The sequence below is a fragment of the Micromonospora sp. CP22 genome, assembly GCF_009712475.1.
Classification (GTDB): Bacteria; Actinomycetota; Actinomycetes; order Mycobacteriales; family Micromonosporaceae; genus Micromonospora.
This window is the reverse complement of sequence record NZ_VCJO01000006.1, coordinates 234211-253882: the sequence shown is the minus strand read 5'-3', so window position 1 is coordinate 253882 and position 19672 is coordinate 234211. Positions and strand designations below refer to the sequence as shown.

21 protein-coding genes are annotated in these 19672 nt (G+C 71.8%); 3 read left to right on the top strand and 18 right to left on the bottom strand.

Annotated elements, in window-relative coordinates; all coding sequences use genetic code 11:
• Window positions 1–282 precede the first annotated feature (282 nt).
• From pheT to FF096_RS13810, 10 genes are all read right to left on the bottom strand, one after another.
• Entirely contained in the window at window positions 283–2859 is a 2577-nt protein-coding gene (gene pheT, locus FF096_RS13855) for a phenylalanine--tRNA ligase subunit beta (protein WP_155218043.1), read from the bottom strand.
• Window positions 2860–2895: 36 nt separating this feature from the next.
• Window positions 2896–3963, bottom strand: coding sequence for a phenylalanine--tRNA ligase subunit alpha (pheS, locus tag FF096_RS13850; RefSeq protein ID WP_155218041.1), 1068 nt, complete (start codon window positions 3961–3963; stop codon window positions 2896–2898).
• Between the two features lie 329 nt (window positions 3964–4292).
• Entirely contained in the window at window positions 4293–5090 is a 798-nt protein-coding gene (locus FF096_RS13845; protein ID WP_155218204.1) for an RNA methyltransferase, read from the bottom strand.
• A gap of 70 nt (window positions 5091–5160) precedes the next feature.
• Window positions 5161–5553 carry a 50S ribosomal protein L20 gene (rplT, locus tag FF096_RS13840; RefSeq protein ID WP_155218039.1) on the bottom strand — a complete coding sequence of 131 codons (393 nt, stop codon included), beginning with the start codon at window positions 5551–5553 and terminating at the stop codon, window positions 5161–5163.
• Window positions 5554–5585: 32 nt separating this feature from the next.
• On the bottom strand, window positions 5586–5780 hold the full coding sequence (gene rpmI, locus FF096_RS13835; RefSeq protein ID WP_013732809.1) for a 50S ribosomal protein L35: 195 nt from the start codon (window positions 5778–5780) through the stop codon (window positions 5586–5588).
• Window positions 5781–5800: 20 nt separating this feature from the next.
• Complete coding sequence (infC, locus tag FF096_RS13830) at window positions 5801–6445, bottom strand: translation initiation factor IF-3 (RefSeq protein WP_309223256.1); 645 nt, start codon at window positions 6443–6445, stop codon at window positions 5801–5803.
• A 329-nt stretch (window positions 6446–6774) separates the two neighbouring features.
• A complete protein-coding gene (locus FF096_RS13825) occupies window positions 6775–7236 on the bottom strand; it encodes a PH domain-containing protein (protein ID WP_155218037.1) in 462 nt (153 codons plus the stop codon).
• Complete coding sequence (locus tag FF096_RS13820; protein ID WP_309223255.1) at window positions 7233–8222, bottom strand: DMT family transporter; 990 nt, start codon at window positions 8220–8222, stop codon at window positions 7233–7235. The genes FF096_RS13825 and FF096_RS13820 overlap by 4 nt, the downstream gene beginning before the upstream one ends.
• Entirely contained in the window at window positions 8219–9064 is an 846-nt protein-coding gene (hisG, locus tag FF096_RS13815; RefSeq protein ID WP_155218033.1) for an ATP phosphoribosyltransferase, read from the bottom strand. Before hisG ends, FF096_RS13820 begins: the two co-directional genes overlap by 4 nt.
• 44 nt (window positions 9065–9108) lie before the next feature.
• On the bottom strand, window positions 9109–9390 hold the full coding sequence (locus tag FF096_RS13810) for a phosphoribosyl-ATP diphosphatase (RefSeq protein WP_155218200.1): 282 nt from the start codon (window positions 9388–9390) through the stop codon (window positions 9109–9111).
• Between the two features lie 119 nt (window positions 9391–9509).
• Between FF096_RS13810 and FF096_RS13805 the strand changes: the two genes are divergently transcribed.
• Genes FF096_RS13805 through FF096_RS13795 form a run of 3 tightly spaced genes read left to right on the top strand, consistent with a single transcriptional unit; the run spans window position 9510 to window position 11988 of the window.
• A complete protein-coding gene (locus FF096_RS13805) occupies window positions 9510–10370 on the top strand; it encodes an ABC transporter substrate-binding protein (protein WP_155218031.1) in 861 nt (286 codons plus the stop codon).
• Window positions 10367–11212, top strand: coding sequence for an amino acid ABC transporter permease (locus FF096_RS13800; RefSeq protein ID WP_309223254.1), 846 nt, complete (start codon window positions 10367–10369; stop codon window positions 11210–11212). Before FF096_RS13805 ends, FF096_RS13800 begins: the two co-directional genes overlap by 4 nt.
• 2 nt (window positions 11213–11214) lie before the next feature.
• Entirely contained in the window at window positions 11215–11988 is a 774-nt protein-coding gene (locus tag FF096_RS13795; RefSeq protein WP_155218029.1) for an amino acid ABC transporter ATP-binding protein, read from the top strand.
• 9 nt (window positions 11989–11997) lie between these two features.
• On the opposite strand, the gene FF096_RS13790 is transcribed toward FF096_RS13795, so the two are convergent.
• From FF096_RS13790 to rpe, 8 genes are all read right to left on the bottom strand, one after another.
• Complete coding sequence (locus FF096_RS13790; protein WP_155218027.1) at window positions 11998–13050, bottom strand: hypothetical protein; 1053 nt, start codon at window positions 13048–13050, stop codon at window positions 11998–12000.
• Window positions 13041–13877, bottom strand: coding sequence for a hypothetical protein (locus tag FF096_RS13785; protein ID WP_155218025.1), 837 nt, complete (start codon window positions 13875–13877; stop codon window positions 13041–13043). Before FF096_RS13785 ends, FF096_RS13790 begins: the two co-directional genes overlap by 10 nt.
• Window positions 13878–14075: 198 nt before the next feature.
• Window positions 14076–14576: a 6,7-dimethyl-8-ribityllumazine synthase gene (gene ribH, locus FF096_RS13780; protein ID WP_155218023.1), complete on the bottom strand. Its 501-nt coding sequence runs from the start codon at window positions 14574–14576 to the stop codon at window positions 14076–14078.
• A gap of 5 nt (window positions 14577–14581) precedes the next feature.
• Complete coding sequence (locus tag FF096_RS13775; RefSeq protein ID WP_155218021.1) at window positions 14582–15844, bottom strand: bifunctional 3,4-dihydroxy-2-butanone-4-phosphate synthase/GTP cyclohydrolase II; 1263 nt, start codon at window positions 15842–15844, stop codon at window positions 14582–14584.
• Window positions 15841–16461, bottom strand: coding sequence for a riboflavin synthase (locus tag FF096_RS13770; protein ID WP_155218019.1), 621 nt, complete (start codon window positions 16459–16461; stop codon window positions 15841–15843). Before FF096_RS13770 ends, FF096_RS13775 begins: the two co-directional genes overlap by 4 nt.
• 2 nt (window positions 16462–16463) lie before the next feature.
• Complete coding sequence (ribD, locus tag FF096_RS13765) at window positions 16464–17525, bottom strand: bifunctional diaminohydroxyphosphoribosylaminopyrimidine deaminase/5-amino-6-(5-phosphoribosylamino)uracil reductase RibD (protein ID WP_155218017.1); 1062 nt, start codon at window positions 17523–17525, stop codon at window positions 16464–16466.
• A gap of 379 nt (window positions 17526–17904) precedes the next feature.
• The gene (locus FF096_RS13760) at window positions 17905–18885 is read right to left on the bottom strand and encodes a response regulator (RefSeq protein ID WP_155218015.1); all 981 of its coding nucleotides are present in this window, start codon (window positions 18883–18885) and stop codon (window positions 17905–17907) included.
• Window position 18886: 1 nt separating this feature from the next.
• Window positions 18887–19567, bottom strand: coding sequence for a ribulose-phosphate 3-epimerase (gene rpe / locus FF096_RS13755; protein ID WP_309223253.1), 681 nt, complete (start codon window positions 19565–19567; stop codon window positions 18887–18889).
• Between the last annotated feature and the right edge of the window lie 105 nt (window positions 19568–19672).

The following is a 19672-nucleotide window of genomic DNA, read 5'->3' as shown; positions in this document are numbered from 1 at the left end:
CCCGTGGGGGTGGCGGGGTGGTGACGGTGGCGGCACTCGGAATCCAAGCAGGCTAACCGCTCGGAGGTAACTCGCGGGTAACCAAACAGCCATCGGTCTTGACCTTTCGGTCGACCCACCACCTACCGCATCGACACCGCCACCGTCAGCACACCGCCCGTTTGCCGCCCACCCCCGTACGGCATGAAGGAAGGGCCCCTTTTTATCGCCTGGGGGGTGGCAGGCGATAAAAAGGGGCCCTTCCTATACAGCAGGCGTTAAGAAGGTGCCCTTCCTTACATGTCAGGCGCCGCGGAGGGTGGCGCCGAAGCGGTCGGCGGCGCGGGCCACCGCCGCGTCGCGGGCGGCCACCGCCTCCTCGACCGTCAACGTCCGGTCCGGGGCACGGAAGGTGAGCTTGTACGCCAGCGACTTGCGACCGGCGCCGAGCTGCTCCGAGGCGTACAGGTCGAACAGCCGGATCGACTCCAGCAGCTCACCGGCGCCCTCGACGAGCGCCTGGCGCACCTGCTCCGCCGGCACCGAATCGTCCACCACCAGCGCCACGTCGATCAGCGCCGGTGGGAAGGGCGACACCATCGGCGCGCTGGCCGGCGGGGGCGACGGCACGGCGTCCAGGTCCAGCTCCATGGCGCAGGTCCGCCTCGGCAGCTCCAGCGTCGCCACGACCTGTGGGTGCAGCTCACCGGCGTGACCGACGACCGTCCCGTTGACCAGGAGCTCCGCGCAGCGACCCGGATGCCAGGGGGCGTACTCGGCGGCCCGTACCTCGATCCACCGGTCGGGGATGCCGGCGGCGGCGAGTACCGTCCGGCCCGCCTCGATGGCGTCCGCCCAGCCCGCCGCCCGGCCGTCACCCCACCAGCCGGCCGGCTCGATGTCGCCGGTCAGCACGACGGCGACGTGCCGGGGTTGGTGCGGCACCACGGCGTCGGCGGCGGCGAACTCCGCGTCGGTGGGACGGCGGTCCACGCCCATCGCGGGCGGGCTTCCGGCGTCCGGCCGGGGGTGGAAGACCGTGCCGATCTCGTAGAGGGACAGGTCCCGTAGGCCACGGCCGAGGTTGCGCCGGACGATGCCGAGCAGCGGGCCGAGCAGCGTGGTGCGCAGCAGCGGCTCCTCCTCGGACAGCGGGTTGGCCACCCGCACCGCCCGGCGGCGCGGGTCGTCGGCGGGCAGGCCGAGTTGGTCGGCCAGGCCGGTGGCGACGAACGGGTGCGCCAGGACCTCCACGTGGCCCCGCTCGGCCAGGGCGCGGGACACCGCCCGGTTGCGCCGCTGCTGCCAGGTCAGCCCCCGGCCGGGCGGCGCGGTCGGCAGCACCGACGGCACCTTGTCGTACCCGTCGAGGCGGACCACCTCCTCGATCAGGTCCGCCGGGTCGGTCAGGTCGGGTCGCCAGGTCGGCGGGGTGACGCTGAGCGTGTCGTGGTCCCCGGCGGCCACCGCCGTCTCGCCCGGGTCCTCGGCCAGCCGGTCGGGACCACGGACCACGGTGCAGCCGACCTGCTCCAGCAGGGCGACCACCCGCTCCGGCGGGTAGTCCACCCCGACCCGCCGACCGGGCAGGTCGACCGGCAGGGTGATCGGGGCGGGCGGCCGGACGTGGTCGATGTCCAGCACCTCGTCACTGGCGGTGCCGCCGGCGTACGAGGTGAGCAGTTCGACGGCCCGGTCCAACGCGACCAACGGCAGCGCCGGATCCACTCCCCGCTCCCAGCGCTTCGCCGCCTCGCTGAACAGCTTGTGCCGACGTGCGGTGCGGCCGACCATCGCCGGATCCCAGTGCGCGGCCTCGAACAGCACGTTGACGGTGCCCGGCAGGACCTCACTGGTCTCCCCGCCCATCACGGCGGCGAGCGAGATCGGCATGCCGGAGCCCTCACCGGCGACCGGGTTCGGCAGCCCGGCGTCGCAGATGACCATGTCCTCCTGGGCGAGCGCCCGGGTCACCCCGTCGAGCGTGGTCAGCTTCTCCCCCGGCACCGCCCGGCGCACCACCAGCGGGCCTTCGATCCGGTCGGCGTCGAAGGCGTGCATCGGCTGGCCGAGTTCGAGCATCACGTAGTTGGTGATGTCGACCGGCAGCGAGATGTTGCGGATGCCGGCGATGGTGAGCCGTTGCCGCATCCACTCCGGGGTCTGCGCCGACGGGTCGACGCCGCGCACCATCCGGGCCGCGAACCGGTCGCAGCCGACCGGATCGCGCACCTCCACCGGGTACGCCGGCTCGGGGGTGGCGGGGGTGGCGGGTACTCGACCCCGGTCGGTGTAGTCGACACCGAAGGCGTGCGCCAGTTCACGGGCGAGCCCACGCAGCGACATCTGGTAGCCCCGGTCCGGGGTGATCTCGACCTCGACGACGATGTCGCAGAGGCCGACCACCGGACGGGCGTCGTCGCCGGGTTCGGCCGCGACGTCCTCGGGCAGCACCAGGATGCCGGAGTGGTCGTCGCCCAGCCCCAGTTCCTTGGCCGAGCAGATCATGCCGTTGGAGTTGCGCCCGTACGTCTTGCGGGCTCCGATGGCGAAGCCACCGGGCAGCACCCCACCGGGCAGGATCACCACGACCCGGTCCCCGGGGGCGAAGTTGCGGGCGCCACAGACGATCTCCTGCGGCTCGCCGGTGCCGTTGGCGGTGCCCACGTTCACCCGGCAGAACCGGATCGGCTTCTTGAAGCCGGTCAGCTCCTCGATCTCCAGGACCTCGCCGACCACCAGTTGCCCGGTCACCGTGCCGGACAGGTCCACGATGGACTCGACTTCGATGCCGAGATCCACCAGGGCCCGCTCCAGCTCGTCAACGGTCAGGTCGGGAAGGTCGACGTACTCCCGCAGCCAACTGAGAGAAACTCGCATTACTGGTAACCACCGTCTCCGTAACTCGCGCCCGCACTAAGCCCCGTGGCCGAACGCCCGGGTGAACCGGACGTCGCCCTCGACCAGATCCCGCATGTCGCCCACCCCGTGCCGGAACATCACGGTGCGGTCGATGCCCATGCCGAACGCGAAGCCGGAGTAGACCTCCGGGTCGATGCCACACGCCCGCAGTACCCGAGGATTGACCATGCCGCAGCCACCCCACTCGACCCACTGCGGGCCCTTACGGTGCTCCGGGAACCACACGTCGAACTCGGCCGACGGCTCGGTGAACGGGAAGTAGTGCGGCCGGAACCGGGTCTTCGCACCGGCGCCGAACATGGCGCGGGCGAAGTGGTCGAGGGTGCCGCGCAGGTGCGCCATCGTGATGCCCTTGTCCACCACCAGACCCTCCACCTGGTGGAAGACCGGGGAGTGGGTGGCGTCCAACTCGTCGGTGCGGTAGACCCGGCCGGGAACCACCACGTAGATCGGTGGCTTCCGGCTGAGCATCGTGCGTGCCTGCACCGGCGAGGTGTGCGTACGCAGCACCAGCCCGGAGCCCTCCGGTGCGATGTGGAAGGTGTCCATCAGCCCTCGGGCCGGGTGGTCGACGGGGATGTTCAGCGCGTCGAAGTTGGTCCACTCCAACTCGACCTCGGGCCCCTCGGCCACCTCGTAGCCCATCCCGACGAACAGATCGCTGATCTGCTCCATCAGGACGGTGATCGGGTGCCGGGCGCCGCGCGGGTGCCGGTCGTACGGCAACGTCACGTCGACTCGTTCGGCGACCAGGACCCGCTCGGCCTCCTCCCGTTCCAGCACCTCGGCGCGGGCGGCGTACGCCTGCTCGATGGCGCGGCGGGCCTCGTTGACCCGCTTGCCGGCATCGGCCTTGGCGGCCGGCGGCAGCGCGCCGATCTCCCGACGGGCCAACGCGACCGGGGCCCGGTCCCCCAGGTGCGCCGGACGCACCGCGGCCAGCTCATCGGGGTCACCGGCGGCGGCGAACGCCTTCTCGGCCTCGGCCACTGCCTCGGCCAGGGCGGCCGGATCGAGCAGCGCGACCTGCTTCGGGTCGTACGGATCGTTGCGGTAAGTCATGGCGTACGGGCACTCCCTCACGACGGCGCCAGCCCTCGCGGGCGGCAAGTGCGGTGTCCAGGAACGTCGGCGATGTCGCGGGCGAGGTTTCCGGCGGCGACCGGCAAAGCGGATACGGTCGTCGGCTGGGCCCGGCGCGGCCCGGTGAACGTTCTGGACACCGCGCTAGAGTCTACGGACGCGCGGCTGTGCCGCAGCCCGCCGGTGGGAGTCGCGTGGAGAGCAGGTCAGGCCCGCCGCCCGCCGACACCGGCGGGCTGGCTAAACGAACGCCGTGGTGCGTTCACCATCGGGGCCGCATCTCCTCCATCGTGCGCGCATGATCGGGATCAGCGCTGGGCTCTGGCCGAAGAATACAGGCAGACGGCCGCCGCCGCAGCAAGGTTGAGGCTCTCGGCCCGCCCGTGCAGCGGCACCCGGACCCGGGCGTCGGCGGCCTCCGCCAACTCGGCGGGCAGGCCGTGCGCCTCGGATCCGAACAGCCAGGCGGTCGGTGCGGCGAGTCGACCGGCGTCGACCAGCTCGTCGAGGTCGTCCGCGCCGTGACCGGTGGCCGCGAGCACGGTCAGCCCGGCGGCCCGCGCCGCGCCGAGCACCGCGACCGGGTCACGGTCGCGGACCACGTCGACGTGGAACAGGCTGCCCGCCGCCGACCTGACGCACTTGCCGTTGTACGGGTCGACGGTGTCACCGGCGAAGACCACCGCCGTGGCACCGGCCGCGTCGGCGGTACGCAGCACCGTCCCGGCGTTGCCCGGGTCACGGATCCCGACGAGCACCGCCACCAGTCGGGGGGTGCGGGACAGCGCGACGTCCAGGGGCACGTCGAGGTGCCGGCAGACGGCGACCAGCCCCTGCGGGGCGACGGTCTCGGCGAGCGCGGCGACGGCGTCGTCGGTCACCTCGGAGACGGGTACGTCGGTGGCGGCGGCGCTCGCCGCCAGGTCGGCGTACCGGTCGAGGGCGGCGGGGGTGCCGAACAGCTCCAGCACGGTGCGGGGACGGGCCAGCGCCTCCCGGACCGCCTGAGGTCCCTCGGCCAGGAACCGGCCGGTGGCGTCGCGCTCGCGGCGACGCTGGAGCCGACGCGCGGCCACCACCCGGGGCGTACGCGGGGTGAAGAGCATGAGGTTCTCCGCCACACGCGCCAGGCGCCCCCCCGGTCACCGAGGGGCGCCTGGATGCGCTGCGTGGGACTCAGGCGGCCTGGGCCGACGCGCCGCCGGTGCCCTCGGCCTGCACCGCGGCCCGGGCCAGCTCGACGATCGCCGCGAACGCGGCGGCGTCGTTGACGGCCAGGTCAGCCAGGATCTTGCGGTCGACCTCGATGCCGGCCAGGCGCAGGCCCTGGATCAGCCGGTTGTAGGTCATCCCGTTGGCGCGGGCACCAGCGTTGATCCGCTGGATCCACAGCTGCCGGAAGTCGCCCTTGCGGTCACGACGGTCCCGGTAGGCGTACTGCATCGAGTGCAGCACCTGCTCCTTGGCCTTGCGGTACAGCCGGGAGCGCTGACCGCGGTAACCACTCGCGGTCTCCAGCAGGGTACGACGCTTCTTCTGGGCGTTAACAGCCCGCTTGACGCGTGCCATCTCAACTCCTTCTTGGACTCAGGTGGCGCGCGTCAGCGGCCGAGCAGCTTCTTGAGGCGCTTGACGTCGGACTTGGCGGCCTCGACCACGCCGGTCAGCCGGCGGGTGCGGGTGGAGGGCTTCTTCTCCAGGTTGTGCCGCAGACCGGCCTGCTGCTTCATGATCTTACCCTTGCCGGTCACGCGGACGCGCTTACCCGTCCCCGTGTGGCTCTTCATCTTCGGCATGTGGAACGTCTTCTCCCCTGTTACTGACCGCTGGTGTCAGCGGTCTTGCCGGTCTCGCCGGCTGCTGCGCTCTCACTGGTCACCGCCGGTTCGGCGGCCGCCGCGGGCTCCTCCGCGGTCCGCTCCCGGGGCCCACCACGGGACGCCGTGGCGGCGACCGCGGAGGCCTTCACGGCCCGGTGCGGAGCGAGAACCATGATCATGTTTCGGCCGTCCTGCTTAGGAGCGGACTCGACGTATCCCAGTTCCGTGATCTCGGACTCGAGCCGGCGCAGGAGCCGGTAGCCCAGCTCCGGGCGGCTCTGCTCGCGACCGCGGAACATGATCGTCACCTTGACCTTGTCGCCGGCCTTGAGGAACCGCACCACGTGACCCTTCTTGGTCTCGTAGTCGTGCGGATCGATCTTCGGCCGGAGCTTCATTTCCTTGATGACGGTCTGCTGCTGGTTACGCCGCGCTTCGCGCGCCTTCAGTGCGCTCTCGTACTTGAACTTGCCGAAGTCCATGAGCTTGCACACCGGCGGGCGCGCCATCGGCGCAACCTCGACCAGGTCCAGATCGACGTCCGCGGCCAGCTGAAGGGCGCGCTCCAGCGGGACGATGCCCACCTGCTCACCCTCGGGGCCGACCAGTCGGACCTCACGTGCCCGGATCTGCTCGTTCACGCGTGGTTCGACGCTGATGGGGCCTCCTCGAGTCGGTTCTTCATGCGTGGCCGACCCTGCGGCTCCCGGTGGGAGCCGGCCCGGAAAGTAGAAGGCCCTGGCATATGCCAGGGCCTGCTCGACCGGTCGGCACGATCACAGGATCGCGCATCCGGAGCCGGGACGTGCCCGGAACCGGTGACCGGACCCGGACGCCACAGTCGGCGACTCGGGTGGGAGCAGGCGCTCCGCTTTCATGGCAGCCCGCGAGAGCGGACAGCCTGGTCGACTCGACAACACTACACCCTCGATGACCGAGGCCCCAAACCGCCCCCGGCGACCGGTACCGCTCAGCGGGCCGCGCGCTCGGCGACGTCGGCCAGGTACGCCTGGTGCAGGCGGCGCAGCGCGCGGACACCGTCGACCGCGAGTTGCTTGTCGGCGGCCTGGAGGGCGACCACCGGCAGCAGGTCGTCGTCGTAGAGCTCCAGGGCCGCCCAGGGGGCGCCCCGGTCGAACCGGACGCCCCGGACGACCTCCCAGGGCAGCTCGTACGAGCCGATGATGTTGCGGACTCGGATGCCCCGGGCGTCGGCGTCGACCCGGGGACGGGTGAACACCAGCGCGCCGAGCGCGAAGATCACGCCGAGCCCGATCATCGCCAGTTGGTCACCACGCTGGAAGGTGCCGTAGCCGTTCCCGGTCGGACCGGTCAGCGTGGTCGCGATCAGGGCGAACACCACGACCAGCACGGGTGCCGCGATCCAGCAGACCAACCGGATGCGGCGCGGTCGCAGGCGGATCTGACTCATCCACCCAGTCTGCCATCCGGACCCGGCGTGCCCTCCGGCGCCACACGGAGCGCGCCGCCGTCGACCTCGGCGGTGGCGGCACGCGGGCCACGCCCGGCGACCAGCACCGCGAGCAGAGTCAACAGGGCACCCGCCAGCACCGGCAACCGGACCCCCGGCCCCTGCGGCAGCAGCAGGTCCAACAGCACCGCGCCGGCGAGTTGCCCGCCGACCAGCGCCAGACCGGTACGCAGCACGCCCGCCGCGCGTACCCCCACCACCAGGCTGGCCACGATCACCACCCCGAGCAGCCCACCGGTGTAGAGGTGCCAGCCGTCCGGCCAGCGGATCGGCGGACCGGTGAACGCGCCGGCCAGCGCCGCGACCAGCAGCACCGCCGGCGTACTGACGACGAAGTTGACCGCGACCCCGGCGGCGGCCGAACCGGCCGCCGAGATCCGGCCGTTGAGCGCCGCCTGCAGAGCCACGCCGATGCCGCCGGCCACCGCCAGCAGGAGCACCCCGACGGCCAGGTCACCGACGGGCTGGCCGAGCTGGGCCAGGCCCACCGCGGCCACCCCGAGCAGCGCCCCGGCCACCCGGGGCGCGGTCAGCGGCAGCCGCCCCACCGGGGCCAGGCCGACCCGGTCCGACGCCAGGCCGCCGAGGCTGCCACCGGCCACCTGGGCGATGGTGAACACCGCGACCCCGAGCACCGGTACGGCGTACGCGGCCAGCACCACGATGGCCGCGCCACCCAACCCACCCAGGTACGACCACCAGGGCAGGCGGGAGCGCCGCAGGGCGGCCAGCCCGGTTCGCATCGACGGCAGTACCAGCAGCCCGAGCAGCACCAGCAGGCAGCCACCGAGGTTGTTGACGACCGCGCCCAGGGAGGCGTTGCCGACCCGCTGGCCCAGTTCCGCGTTGACCGCGCCCTGGGCCGCGGACGCGGTTCCGCCGAGGACGACCAGGGTGAGTGCGACCGCTACCGGCGGCGGCCTCACAGCCGACAGGCGTGCATGTTGGTGACCAGGATCGCGCGGGCACCGACTTCGTACAGCTCGTCCATGATCCGGTGCACCTCGTCGCGGAGCACCATGGCCTGCACGGCCACCCAGCCCTCCCGGTGCAACGGGGAGACCGTCGGCGACTCGATGCCCGGGGTCAGCGCGCTGGCCTGCTCCAGCAGCCCGGCCGGCACGTCGTAGGTGAGCATCACGTAACGCCGGGCCACCAGCACCCCGTGCAGCCGGCGCAGCAGCTGCTCGGCCTGCGGGTGCGGGGCCGCGCCGACCCGGCGGACCAGCACCGCCGAGGAGCGCAGCAGGGGCTCACCGAAGACCACCAGGCCCGCCTGGCGCAGGGTCGCCCCGGTCTCGACCACGTCGGCGACCACGTCGGCGACGCCCAGCCGGATGGCGTTCTCCACCGCGCCGTCGAGCCGGATCACCTCGGCCTTGACGCCCAGCTCGGCGAGGTGGCGCTCGACCAGCCCCGGGTACGCGGTGGCGATCCGGTGCCCGCCCAACTCCTGTACGTCGTCGACGTCGTCCGGCCGGGCCGCGAACCGGAAGGTGGCCCGGCCGAAGTTCAGGTCGACGACCTCCTCGGCCGGCGCGCCGGAGTCGATCAGCAGGTCCCGGCCGGTGATGCCGACGTCCAGGTCACCGGAGCCGACGTAGGTGGCGATGTCCTTCGGCCGCAGGTAGAAGAATTCGATGTCGTTTGCCTCGTCGCGGCAGACGAGGTCCTTGGGGTCGGTGCGCTGGCGGTAACCCGCCTCACGCAGCATCTGGGCGGCCGAATCGGCCAGGGCGCCCTTGTTGGGTACGGCGACACGCAGCATGACGGAGTGCTCCTTCGATCGGTTCTGGTCGACGGTGGGGGCACTCACAGATGTCGGTAGACGTCCTTGAGGTCGAGACCACTGGCCAGCATCAGCACCTGGACCTGGTAGAGCAGTTGGGAGATCTCCTCGGCGGTGCGCTCCGGCCCCTCGTGCTCGGCGGCCATCCACGACTCGGCCGCCTCCTCGACGACCTTCTTGCCGATGAAGTGCACGCCCTTCTCCAGTGCGGCGACCGTGCCCGAGCCGGGGGTGCCGGCCGCTGCCTTGGCCTGCAACTCCGCGAACAACTCCTCGAACGTCTTCACGGAGACGGATTCTTTCAGTCGCCCTCGGTCGCCACGTGCACCGGGTCGGTGGTGACCGGTGGACGGGACCGCGTTCCCCACCGACATGATGGGATGACCCTTCGATCTCCACCGATGAGGGTCGTACGCTGTCGGCCATGGTCACCACCCCGCGTACCCTCGCTTTCGCCACCGCGGCGACCGTTCTGCTCGCGGCCAGCGCCTGCACACCGCAGGTCCAGCCGGCGCCCATGCCGACCGCGTCGGCGGCGTGCACCAAGGACAGCCTGCCCACCCAGACTGCGGGCAAGCTCACCATCGCCACCGACGAGCCGGCCTACCAGCCGTGGTTCGTCGACGACAAGCCGGACAACGGCAAGGGCTTCGAGTCCGCCGTGGCCTACGCGGTGGCCGAGCGGCTCGGCTACACCCGCGACGAGGTCACCTGGACGCGGGTACGGTTCGACGCCGCGATCGCGCCGGGGCCGAAGGACTTCGACTTCGACATCAACCAGTTCTCGATCACCGACGAGCGCAAGCAGGCGGTCGACTTCTCCGCCCCGTACTACCTCGTGCGGCAGACGGTCATCGCAATGAAGTCCTCCAAGATCGCCGGCAGCGGCGCACTGGCCGACCTGCGGGACGCCCGACTCGGCGCCCAGGTCGGCACGACCAGCTACCAGGCGATCACCGACGTGGTGCAGCCGAAGTCCGAGCCACGGGTCTACAACAGCAACGACGACGCCAAAAAGGCCCTCCAGAACGGCCAGATCGACGGCCTGGTGGTGGACCTGCCCACCGCGTTCTACATCACCAGCGCGGAGATCGACGACGCGGTCATCGTCGGGCAGCTGCCCCAGGTCGGCAGCCCGGAGGCGTTCGGGCTGCTGCTGGACAAGGACTCCCCGCTCACCGGTTGCGTCAGCGCGGCGGTCGGGCAGCTCGCCAGCGAGGGCGTCCTCAGGCAGTTGGAGGAGCAGTGGCTCGCCCAGGAGGCGCGAGCGCCCGAACTGACGTGAGCACCACCGCGCACCAGCCCTCGCCCGCCCAGCTGGCGAGGAACGCGTACCGCCGTCGGCAGACCGTGGTCAGCGTGCTGGTCGCCGCCGCCTCCACGGCGGTGGTCGGCACGCTGCTGGCGGTCACGGTCACCGGAGCACCCGGCTGGGAGCGGGTACGCCAGACCTTCCTCGACCCGCAGGTCGCCTGGGACGCGTTGCCCCGGGTGCTGACCGGGCTCTGGCTCAACGTGCGGCTGCTGGTCTGCTGCGCGATCGGGGCACTGCTGCTGGGGCTGCTGATCGCGGTGCTGCGGACGCTGCGCGGACCGGTCTTCTTCCCGGTCCGGGCCCTCGCGGCCGGTTACACGTACACGTTCCGTGGGCTGCCGCTGATCATCGTGCTCTACCTGTTCGCCTTCGGTGTGCCCGGGTTGCGGCTACAGGGCACACCGTCGGTGCTGGTGCTGGGCGCGCTTGCGTTGATCCTCACCTACGGCGGCTACCTGGCCGAGGTGTTCCGCGCCGGCATCGAGTCGGTGCATCCGAGCCAGCTCGCCGCGGCCCGGTCGCTGGGGCTCAGCTACCGGCAGGCCATGCGACACGTGGTGCTGCCACAGGCCGTGCGTCGGGTGGCGCCACCGCTGCTCAACGACGTGGTGTCGTTGCAGAAGGACGTCGGGCTGATCTCGCTGGCCGGTCCGATCGACGCGGTACGGGCGGCGCAACTGGCCAGCGCGCAGACCTTCAACTACACGCCGTACATCCTGGCCGGCGTGCTCTTCGTCCTGCTCGCGATCCCGCTGATCGCCGTCACCGACCAGGTGACGCTGCGGGCCGCCCGACGCCAGTCCGGAGGTTGACCATGGGTGCGACGTCGGCCCCGGAGGTGCTGCGCTGCCGGGGGCTGCGCAAGGAGTTCGGCGGCCAGGTCGTCCTCGACGGGCTCGACCTGACCGTCGCCGAACATCAGGTGGTGGCGTTGATCGGGGCGTCGGGATCCGGCAAGTCGACCCTGCTGCGCTGCGTCAACCTGCTGGAGGAGTTGCACGACGGCACCATCGCGCTGGACGGTGAGGAGATCTCCGCCCCGGGCGTCGACCCGGATCGGGTACGCCGCCGCATCGGCATGGTCTTCCAGTCGTACAACCTGTTTCCGCACCTGAACGTGCTGGACAACATCACCCTCGCGCCCCGGCGGGTGCACGGGCACTCGCGGGCCGAGGCCGAGCAGCGCGCCCGGGAGCTGCTGGCCCGGGTGGGGCTGGCGGAGAAGGCGGACGCCTACCCGGACCGGCTCTCCGGTGGTCAGCAGCAACGGGTGGCGATCGTCCGGGCGCTGGCCAACTCGCCCCGGCTGCTGCTGCTCGACGAGGTCACCTCGGCGTTGGACCCGGAGCTGGTCGGCGAGGTGTTGACCATGATCCGCGACCTGAAGGCGGAGGGGATGACGATGGTCCTGGCCACCCACGAGATGGGGTTCGCCCGCGACGTGGCCGACCAGGTCTGCTTCCTGGACGCCGGACGGGTGATCGAGTCCGGCCCGCCCGAGCAGGTCCTCGCCGCGCCGACCCACCCCCGCACCCGCCAGTTCCTGGCCCGCATCATCGAGGCGGGTCGGCTGCCCGGTCGACCCTGACGACGCGGATCAGGCGGGTCTGAGCGTCACGGCGATGGTGTCGTCACCGATCTTCATCGGTGTGCCGTCTCGCAGCACCGTGAGGGTGCCGTCGCGCCATCTCTCGACGACCACGTGGCTGGCCGGCGCCTGCGGGAGGATCGTCCAGCCCGTGGCGTCGAGGGCGAGGGCGAGCACGGGAGGATCCTCCGGGACGGTCGTCGTGTCACCCCGGTCCGTGCACTTCCAGGCCCTGGCGAGGGCGTGCAGCCGGCCGTCGGGCGCCCACCACACGTCGGAGTACGCCGCGTAGGGGCCCAGGGTGGCCCCGAGCCCGTCGGCCTCGCGGATCGGCACCGTCGGCGGGTCGAGCCAGGTGCCTCCCGGCCGCACCTGCACCGCCGACCCCTGCGCGCACGCGCCCCCGTGGAAGCCCATCACGATCGCCAGTTTCCCGTCGGGGCCGAGCCTGGCGCGCACCGGCGCGTTGGCCTCGGTCGAGCCGAGCGGGGTGGTCTCGCCGGAGAGCCGCACCTCGTACATGTCCTCCGGGCCACCGGAGGGGGCAACCATGTCGGTGTCGGCGCCCGCCACCAGGACCCGGTCGTCGGCGGCGTCCAGCACCCGCAAGCCGAGAGAGTGGAAGGGCAACTGCGAGGGGATCTTGCTGAGTTCGCCCCGTTCCGCGTCCACGATGCTGAGCCCACGCTGCGAGTCGGCCACCACGACGCGGCTGCCCGGCAGGCCCACCGGATCCTGGCAGTCCGGGCAGGGAATGGTGCGGGCCCGGCCGTCGTGGCCGTCCAAAATCGACAGAGTGCGCTCCGCGCGGTCCGCGCCGGATGCCAGGACCAGGTAGCGCCCGTCGCCGGTCCACGCCATCGAGTCGACGCCACCGGCGAAGTCGCCATCGAGGGTGAAGGTGACGGTGTCACCGGTCACCAGCAGCAGCCGCCCACTGGTGAGGACGGCGTAGGTCTGACCGGAGGCGCTCGGCGTACGCGTCGTCTCGGGAGCCGCGTCGGTGCACGCGGCCAGTGCCAACACCAGGCCCGCGGCGAGGACGCGCCGGATCACACGCACTCGATCTCGCCTCGCAGGAGCGCGCGGTAGTTCTCACCGCTGACGATCGGGGCCAGGTCGTCACTGCACACGGATTCGTACCCGCCGGGAATCACCCAGGCGTGCGTGTCGGTGTCCCGGATGACGTGGCTGGTGCTCTCGAACGGTTTACCGCCCGGGGCGGAGAGGATCTGCTGCGCGCCGCCGACGGAGCCGTCCAGGTAGGTCAGCTGGTAGCGCCACGTGCAGTGCTTCTCGTCGGTCCGGCCGATGAACACCAGCACGAACTTCTCGTTCGGGTCGAGGGTGATGAACTTCTTCGAGAAGTAGTTCGCGATGTCGCCGTCCTCCTCGCCGATGCGGTCGAAGACCGGCCGGGAGGAGTCGATGGTGACCTCGAGATGGGGCTTGTCGCCCTCCCCCTGCCTGCCGAGGTTGACGTAGCCACCCGTCAACGGCACCCCGCACTGGATCTCCACCGGTTTGATGTCGGTGATCACGACAGGCTCGCTTCGATTGCCTTCGAGCGTTACCTGCCAGGCGGTGGCGGCGACGTCGACGGCGTTGTTCTCGGTCGCCCACCGGTGTTCGACCTCCGGGTCCACCAGCCGTCCGTGCACCGGGTCGTACGTCATCGCCTGTTTCAGCGGGCGTGGGTCGGTGCCGGCGGGGACGACGTAGCCGGCTCGGCCGTTGTCGTCCCGCAACCGCTCCATTCCGAGGATCTTGATCGCGTCCTGTCCGGCCAGGGCCTCACCGATGGATTCCGCCGACCGGTGCGCGTTGAGATAGGCGACGAGGATCGTGGTGCCGTACGCGGCGGGCGCCCCGAGGATGACCGCCAACATCCAGGTGAGGGGGTGCCGCCACCATGGCGTCCTCCGCTCCGGTGGCGACACGACGACCGTCGCGGGTGCACGACGCCGTCGCTTTCGGCTCCCCATGGATGGCAGGCTATCGCCGGCCATCCAGTATGGAGCCCGCCTCGTGTTCCCCGCGGTCAGGGCCCACCGTTGCGCGGCCAGCGAGCCGGGCCCTCGGCGCGGTCAGCCGGTGAACCCGACGCGGTGGTTGGCGGCGGCGGTGACCTGGCGGATGGCCAGCGCGGCGTCGAGGGCGGCGACGGTGGAGGACCAGCCCTTGTCCTCGGCGGAGTCGGGCAGCCCGGCACGGTCGCGGGCCTGCTCGATGGTGTCCACCGTGAGCACCCCGTGGGCGACCGGCTTGCCCTCGTCCAGGGCGATCCGGGTCAGCCCGTCGGTGACCGAGCGGCAGACGTAGTCGAAGTGGGCGGTGGCACCGCGGACCACCACGCCGAGGGCGACCACCACGTCGCAGCGTCGGGCCAGGGCCTGCGCCACCACGGGCAGTTCCACCGAGCCGGCCACCCGGGCCACCACCGCCCGCGCGCCGCACGCCTGCGCGGCGGCCACCGCCCGGTCGAGCATGTGGTCGGTCAGGTCACCGTGCCACCGCGCGGCAACCACACCGACGGTCATCCCGGTAGCGTCGACCGGGGTCGATCCCGGCTCACCGAAACCCGCCATCTCTCCTACGCTCCGATCTCTCTGCCGGGCACCGGACGTCCCATCGGCGCCTCGGACACCTCGTCAAGCTGGTCGAGCAGGTGCCCCATCCGGTCCCGCTTGGTCCGCAGGTAACGGACGTTCTCCGGGTGCGGACGCACCGGCAGCCCCTCCCGGCCGGTGATGGTCAGGCCGTAGCCCTCCAGCCCCGCCCGCTTGGCCGGGTTGTTGGTCAACAGCCGCATCGAGCGAACCCCGATGTCGTAGAGGATCTGCGCTCCGGTGCCGTAGTCACGCGCGTCGGCCGGCAGGCCGAGGTCGAGGTTCGCGTCCACCGTGTCGCGGCCCTGGTCCTGCAACTGGTACGCCTGGAGCTTGTGCAGCAGCCCGATGCCGCGTCCCTCGTGGCCGCGCACGTACAGGACCACGCCCCGCCCCTCGCGGGCCACCCGGCTCAGGGCGGCGTTGAGCTGCGGCCCGCAGTCGCAACGCACCGACGAGAAGACGTCGCCGGTCAGGCACTCCGAGTGCACCCGCACCAGCACGTCCCGGCCGTCGCCGATCTCACCCATCACCAACGCCACGTGCTCGGCCGAGTCGTACTCGCTGCGGTAGCCCAGCGCCCGGAACACCCCGTGCTCGGTGGGCATCCGGGCGTCGGCGACCAGCTCGACCTGCTTCTCGGTACGCCGCCGGTAGGCGATCAGATCCGCGATGGTGACCAGGGTCAGCGAGTGCTCGGCACAGAACTTCTCCAGGTCCGGCAGCCGCATCATGGTGCCGTCGTCGTTGACCAGCTCGCAGAGCACCCCGGCCGGACGCAGACCGGCCATCCGGGTCAGGTCGACGGCCGCCTCGGTGTGCCCGGGACGTCGCAGCACCCCACCGGCGCGGGCCCGCAGCGGCACCACGTGCCCCGGGCGGGCCAGGTCCGTCGGGCCGGTGGCCGGGTCGGCGAGCAGCCGGATGGTGTGCGCCCGGTCGGCCGCCGAGATGCCGGTGCTCACCCCCTCCCGGGCGTCGACGGTCACCGTGTACGCCGTCTGCCGTCGATCCTGGTTGGTGTGGTGCATGGGCGGCAGGTCGAGCCGATCGCACTCGCTCTCGGTGAGCGGTACGCAGATGAAGCCCGAGGTGTATCGCACCGTGAAGGCCAGCAGTTCCGGGGTGGCCAGCTCGGCCGCGAAGATCAGGTCGCCCTCGTTCTCCCGGTCGGCGTCGTCCACCACCACGACCGGACGCCCGGCCGCGATCTCGGTCAGGGCCTGCTCGATGTCGGCGAAGGTCATGCCGGCACCTCCGCCCCGTCGACCGCGGGGCCACCCAACAGCCGTTCCACGTACTTGGCCAGCACGTCGATCTCCAGGTTGACCGGATCACCCACGGACCGGGTGCCGAGCGTGGTCGCCGACAGGGTGGTGGGGATCAGGCCGACGGCGAACCAGTCGGCGGCGACCTCGGCCACGGTCAGCGAGACCCCGTCGACGGTGATCGAGCCCTTCTCCACCACGTAGCGGGACAGCGCGGTGGGCAACCGGAACCGGACCGTCTCCCACCGCTGCGCGGGCTCCCGGGAGAGCAGCTCGCCCACCCCGTCGACGTGCCCCTGCACCAGGTGACCACCGAGGCGGCTGCCCAGCGCGGCGGCGCGTTCCAGGTTGACCCGGTCGCCGGTGCGCAGCGTGCCCAGCGCCGAGCGGCGCAGTGTCTCGCCCATCACGTCGGCGGTGAACACCCCACCGTCGACGTCGACGACGGTCAGGCAGACCCCGTTGACCGCGATCGAGTCGCCGTGTCGCGCGTCGGAGGTGACCAGTGGGCCACGGACCGCTACCAGGGTCGAGTCCTCCGCCGTCGGGGTCACCCCGACGACCTCGCCCAGTTCCTCGACGATGCCGGTGAACATGCCTAGCCCTCCCTCTTCCGGGGCAGCGCGGTGATCCGCAGGTCGGGACCGACCTGCGTAACGTCGGTGAGTTCCAGGTCGATGGCCTCGGTGATGGTGGTCACGCCCGCGTCGACCAGCGCGGCGGGCCCGGCTCCGAGCAGTCGGGGCGCGAGGTAACCGACCACCCGGTCGACCAGGCCGGCGGCGAGGAACGCCCCGGCGAGCCGGGGGCCACCCTCCAGCAGCACGGCCCGGATCCCACGGGCGTGCAGGGCGGCGAGCAGCGCCGGCAGGTCGACGCCGCCGTCCGGGCCGGCGCCCACCTCGTCGGCGGTGGCCACCCAGGTGCGGGCGGCACCGTCGCGCACCCGGGCGTCCTGCGGGGTACGCCCCGTCGAGTCGACCACCACGCGCAGCGGCTGCCGGATGGCCAGGCTGCCGTCGCGCAGGTTGCGCACGGTGAGGCGGGGATCGTCGGCGAGCACCGTGCCGACGCCGACGAGCACCGCGTCGACGGTGGCGCGCAGGGCGTGCACGTCCATCCGGGCCGCCTCGGAGGTGATCCACATGCTGGTGCCGTCGGCTGCCGCGGAACGGCCGTCCATGGTCGCCGCGTACTTCCAGATCACGTACGGCCAGCCCCGGCGCATCGCGGTCAGCCAGGCCACGTTGCCCTGCTCCGCCTCGGTGCGGCGGACACCCACGTCGACCCGGACGCCGGCGGCCCGCAACGTGGCCGCGCCGCCGGTGGCGACCGGGTTGGGGTCCGGTACCGCGATCACGACCCGGGCCACTCCCGCCTGGACCAGCGCGGTGCTACAGGGGTTGGTGCGGCCGACGTGGTCACAGGGTTCCAGGGTGACCACTGCGGTGCCGCCCTTGGCCCGCTGACCGGCCTGGGCCAGCGCGACGATCTCGGCGTGTGGTCCCCCGGCGTACGCGTGGAAGCCCTCGCCGACGACCTCGCCGTCGACGTCGAGCAGCACGCAGCCGACCACGGGGTTGGGACTGGTGGTGCCGAGCCCGCGCGCCGCGAGTTCGATCGCACGACGCATCGCCTCGTCCACGGAGACGCTCGCCATCGCCTGCCGTCGCCCTCTCGCTCGTACGCGCGGGCGGGGAGTCGGGCCGGGTGGCCACGGCAGGCAACGGAATCCGGGTACGGCACAGCCGCCCCGGCCAGGACGTGCGCGCGCCGAACACGGCGAGCCACACGGCCCCCTTCCGTCCCGCGCGCTGTCTCCCATCCGGACTGTCTGGGCGCGGCCGAGCCGCCCCCAACCGTCGGCCCCGGATTCTCACCAGGTCCACCGGGCGGACGAACCGCTCCCGGGTCGCGGGCTTACCACGGTCGGACCGTGGATCACCGCCGGTTCGGAATTACACCGAGTCCCGCCAGCGCGTGGTGGGTACTGAGCAAAGTCTTACACGTCCGGCGGGGCGTCGTGCCACCCGGGCGAGCTACTTCACATGACGGCGACCGGGATCGGACACGCCGCGACGGCGATCCACCGCCACGTACGAGCCGGGTTGACTCTTCGCCACGGTCTTCATCTCGGAGGCGACGGTCATCGCCTCCAACGGGTCGGTGATGCGCTTGTCGGAGTCGGAGATCGCGACACCGATGGAGAGGGTGACCAGCGCGGCCCGGCGGATGTTGCCCCGCCGGTCCTTCAGCTCCACGTAACCGCGTTCCCGGTCGGTGGGATCGTAGAGGGCGTCGGCGGCCTTCTCGAAGTCCACCGACACGCGCAGGGTGAGCGGCCGCACCTGCTCGGGTGTGCACACGAAGACGAAGTCGTCACCGCCGACGTGGCCGAGGAAGGCCGGTGGCAGGGCGACCGCGACCACCGCCCGGTGCAGGCTGCGGGCCAGCGCGGAGATGAAGCCGTCCCCCCGGACGAACCCGTACCGGTCGTTGACGCTCTTGAACCGGTCGATGTCGATGTAGCCGACAGCGTAGTCGGTGCCGGCGCGGACCCGGTCGGCGATCTCCCGACGGATCCGGCTGTTGCCCGGCAGCCCGGTCAGCGGGGAAACCTCCCGGAACTCCTTGTTGCGCCGCAGCGTGGAGCTGACCCGGGCGACCAGCTCGGCGTTGTCGAAGGGCTTGACCAGGTAGTCGTCGGCGCCGGCGTTGAGCCCGTTGACCTTGTCCTGGGTCATCCCCTTGGCCGTCAACATGATCACCGGCAACGCCGCGGTCATCGGGTCGGCGCGCAGCCGTCGGGTCAGTTCCAGCCCGTCGACGCGCGGCATCATCAGGTCGACCACGGCCAGGTCCGGCCGCTGCCGCTCGATCAGCTCCAGCGCCTCCTGGCCGTCCGCGGCGAGGATCACCTCGAAGCCCTGCAACCGCAGGTTGAACTCGACGAAGCGGGCGATGTCCTCGTCGTCGTCGACGACGAGGATCACGTCCTTGCGATCGTCGGAGGTCTCCATGTCAGCCCCCGGCAGCCGCGCCTGCGGCCAGCCCCCGCAGTCGGCGTACCGCCTCGGCTGGGTCGTCGGCGCCGTAGACGGCGGTACCGGCCACGAAGGCGTCGGCGCCGGCCGCGGCCGCCTGCTCGATGGTGTCGGCGGCGATCCCGCCGTCGACCTCGATGCGCAGCTCCAGATGGCCGGCGTCGACGTGGCGACGCGCGGTGCGGACCTTGTCCAGCAGGTGCGGCAGGAACCGCTGCCCGCCGAACCCGGCCTTGATGGTCATGACCAGCAGCGTGTCGAAGCTCGGCAGCAGGTCGAGGTACGGCTCGATCGGGGTGTCCCGGTCGATCGCCAGTCCCGCCCGGGCGCCGGCCGCCCGCAGGTCCCTGGCCAACGCCACCGGGTCGTCGCAGGCCTCCGCGTGGAAGGTGACGTTGTACGCCCCCGCGTCGGCGTAGCCGGGCGCCCAACGGTGCGGGTCGGTGATCATCAGGTGGACGTCGAACGGCAGCTTGGTGGCGGCCCGCAGGCTCTGCACCACGGGCAGCCCGATGGTCAGGTTCGGCACGAAGTGGTTGTCCATCACGTCGACGTGCAACCAGTCCGCGGCGCCCTCGACGGCGCGGACCTCCTCGGCGAGACGGGAGAAATCGGCGGCGAGGATGCTGGGCGCGACGATTGGCGGCGGTACGGTCACAGGGCCAGTGTACGAACGCGGCCAGCGGCCATGGCGTCGTGCCAGCAACCGGGACACCCCGTGACCCGGAGGTGACCAATGGTGCAGAATGACCCCCTTCGGACC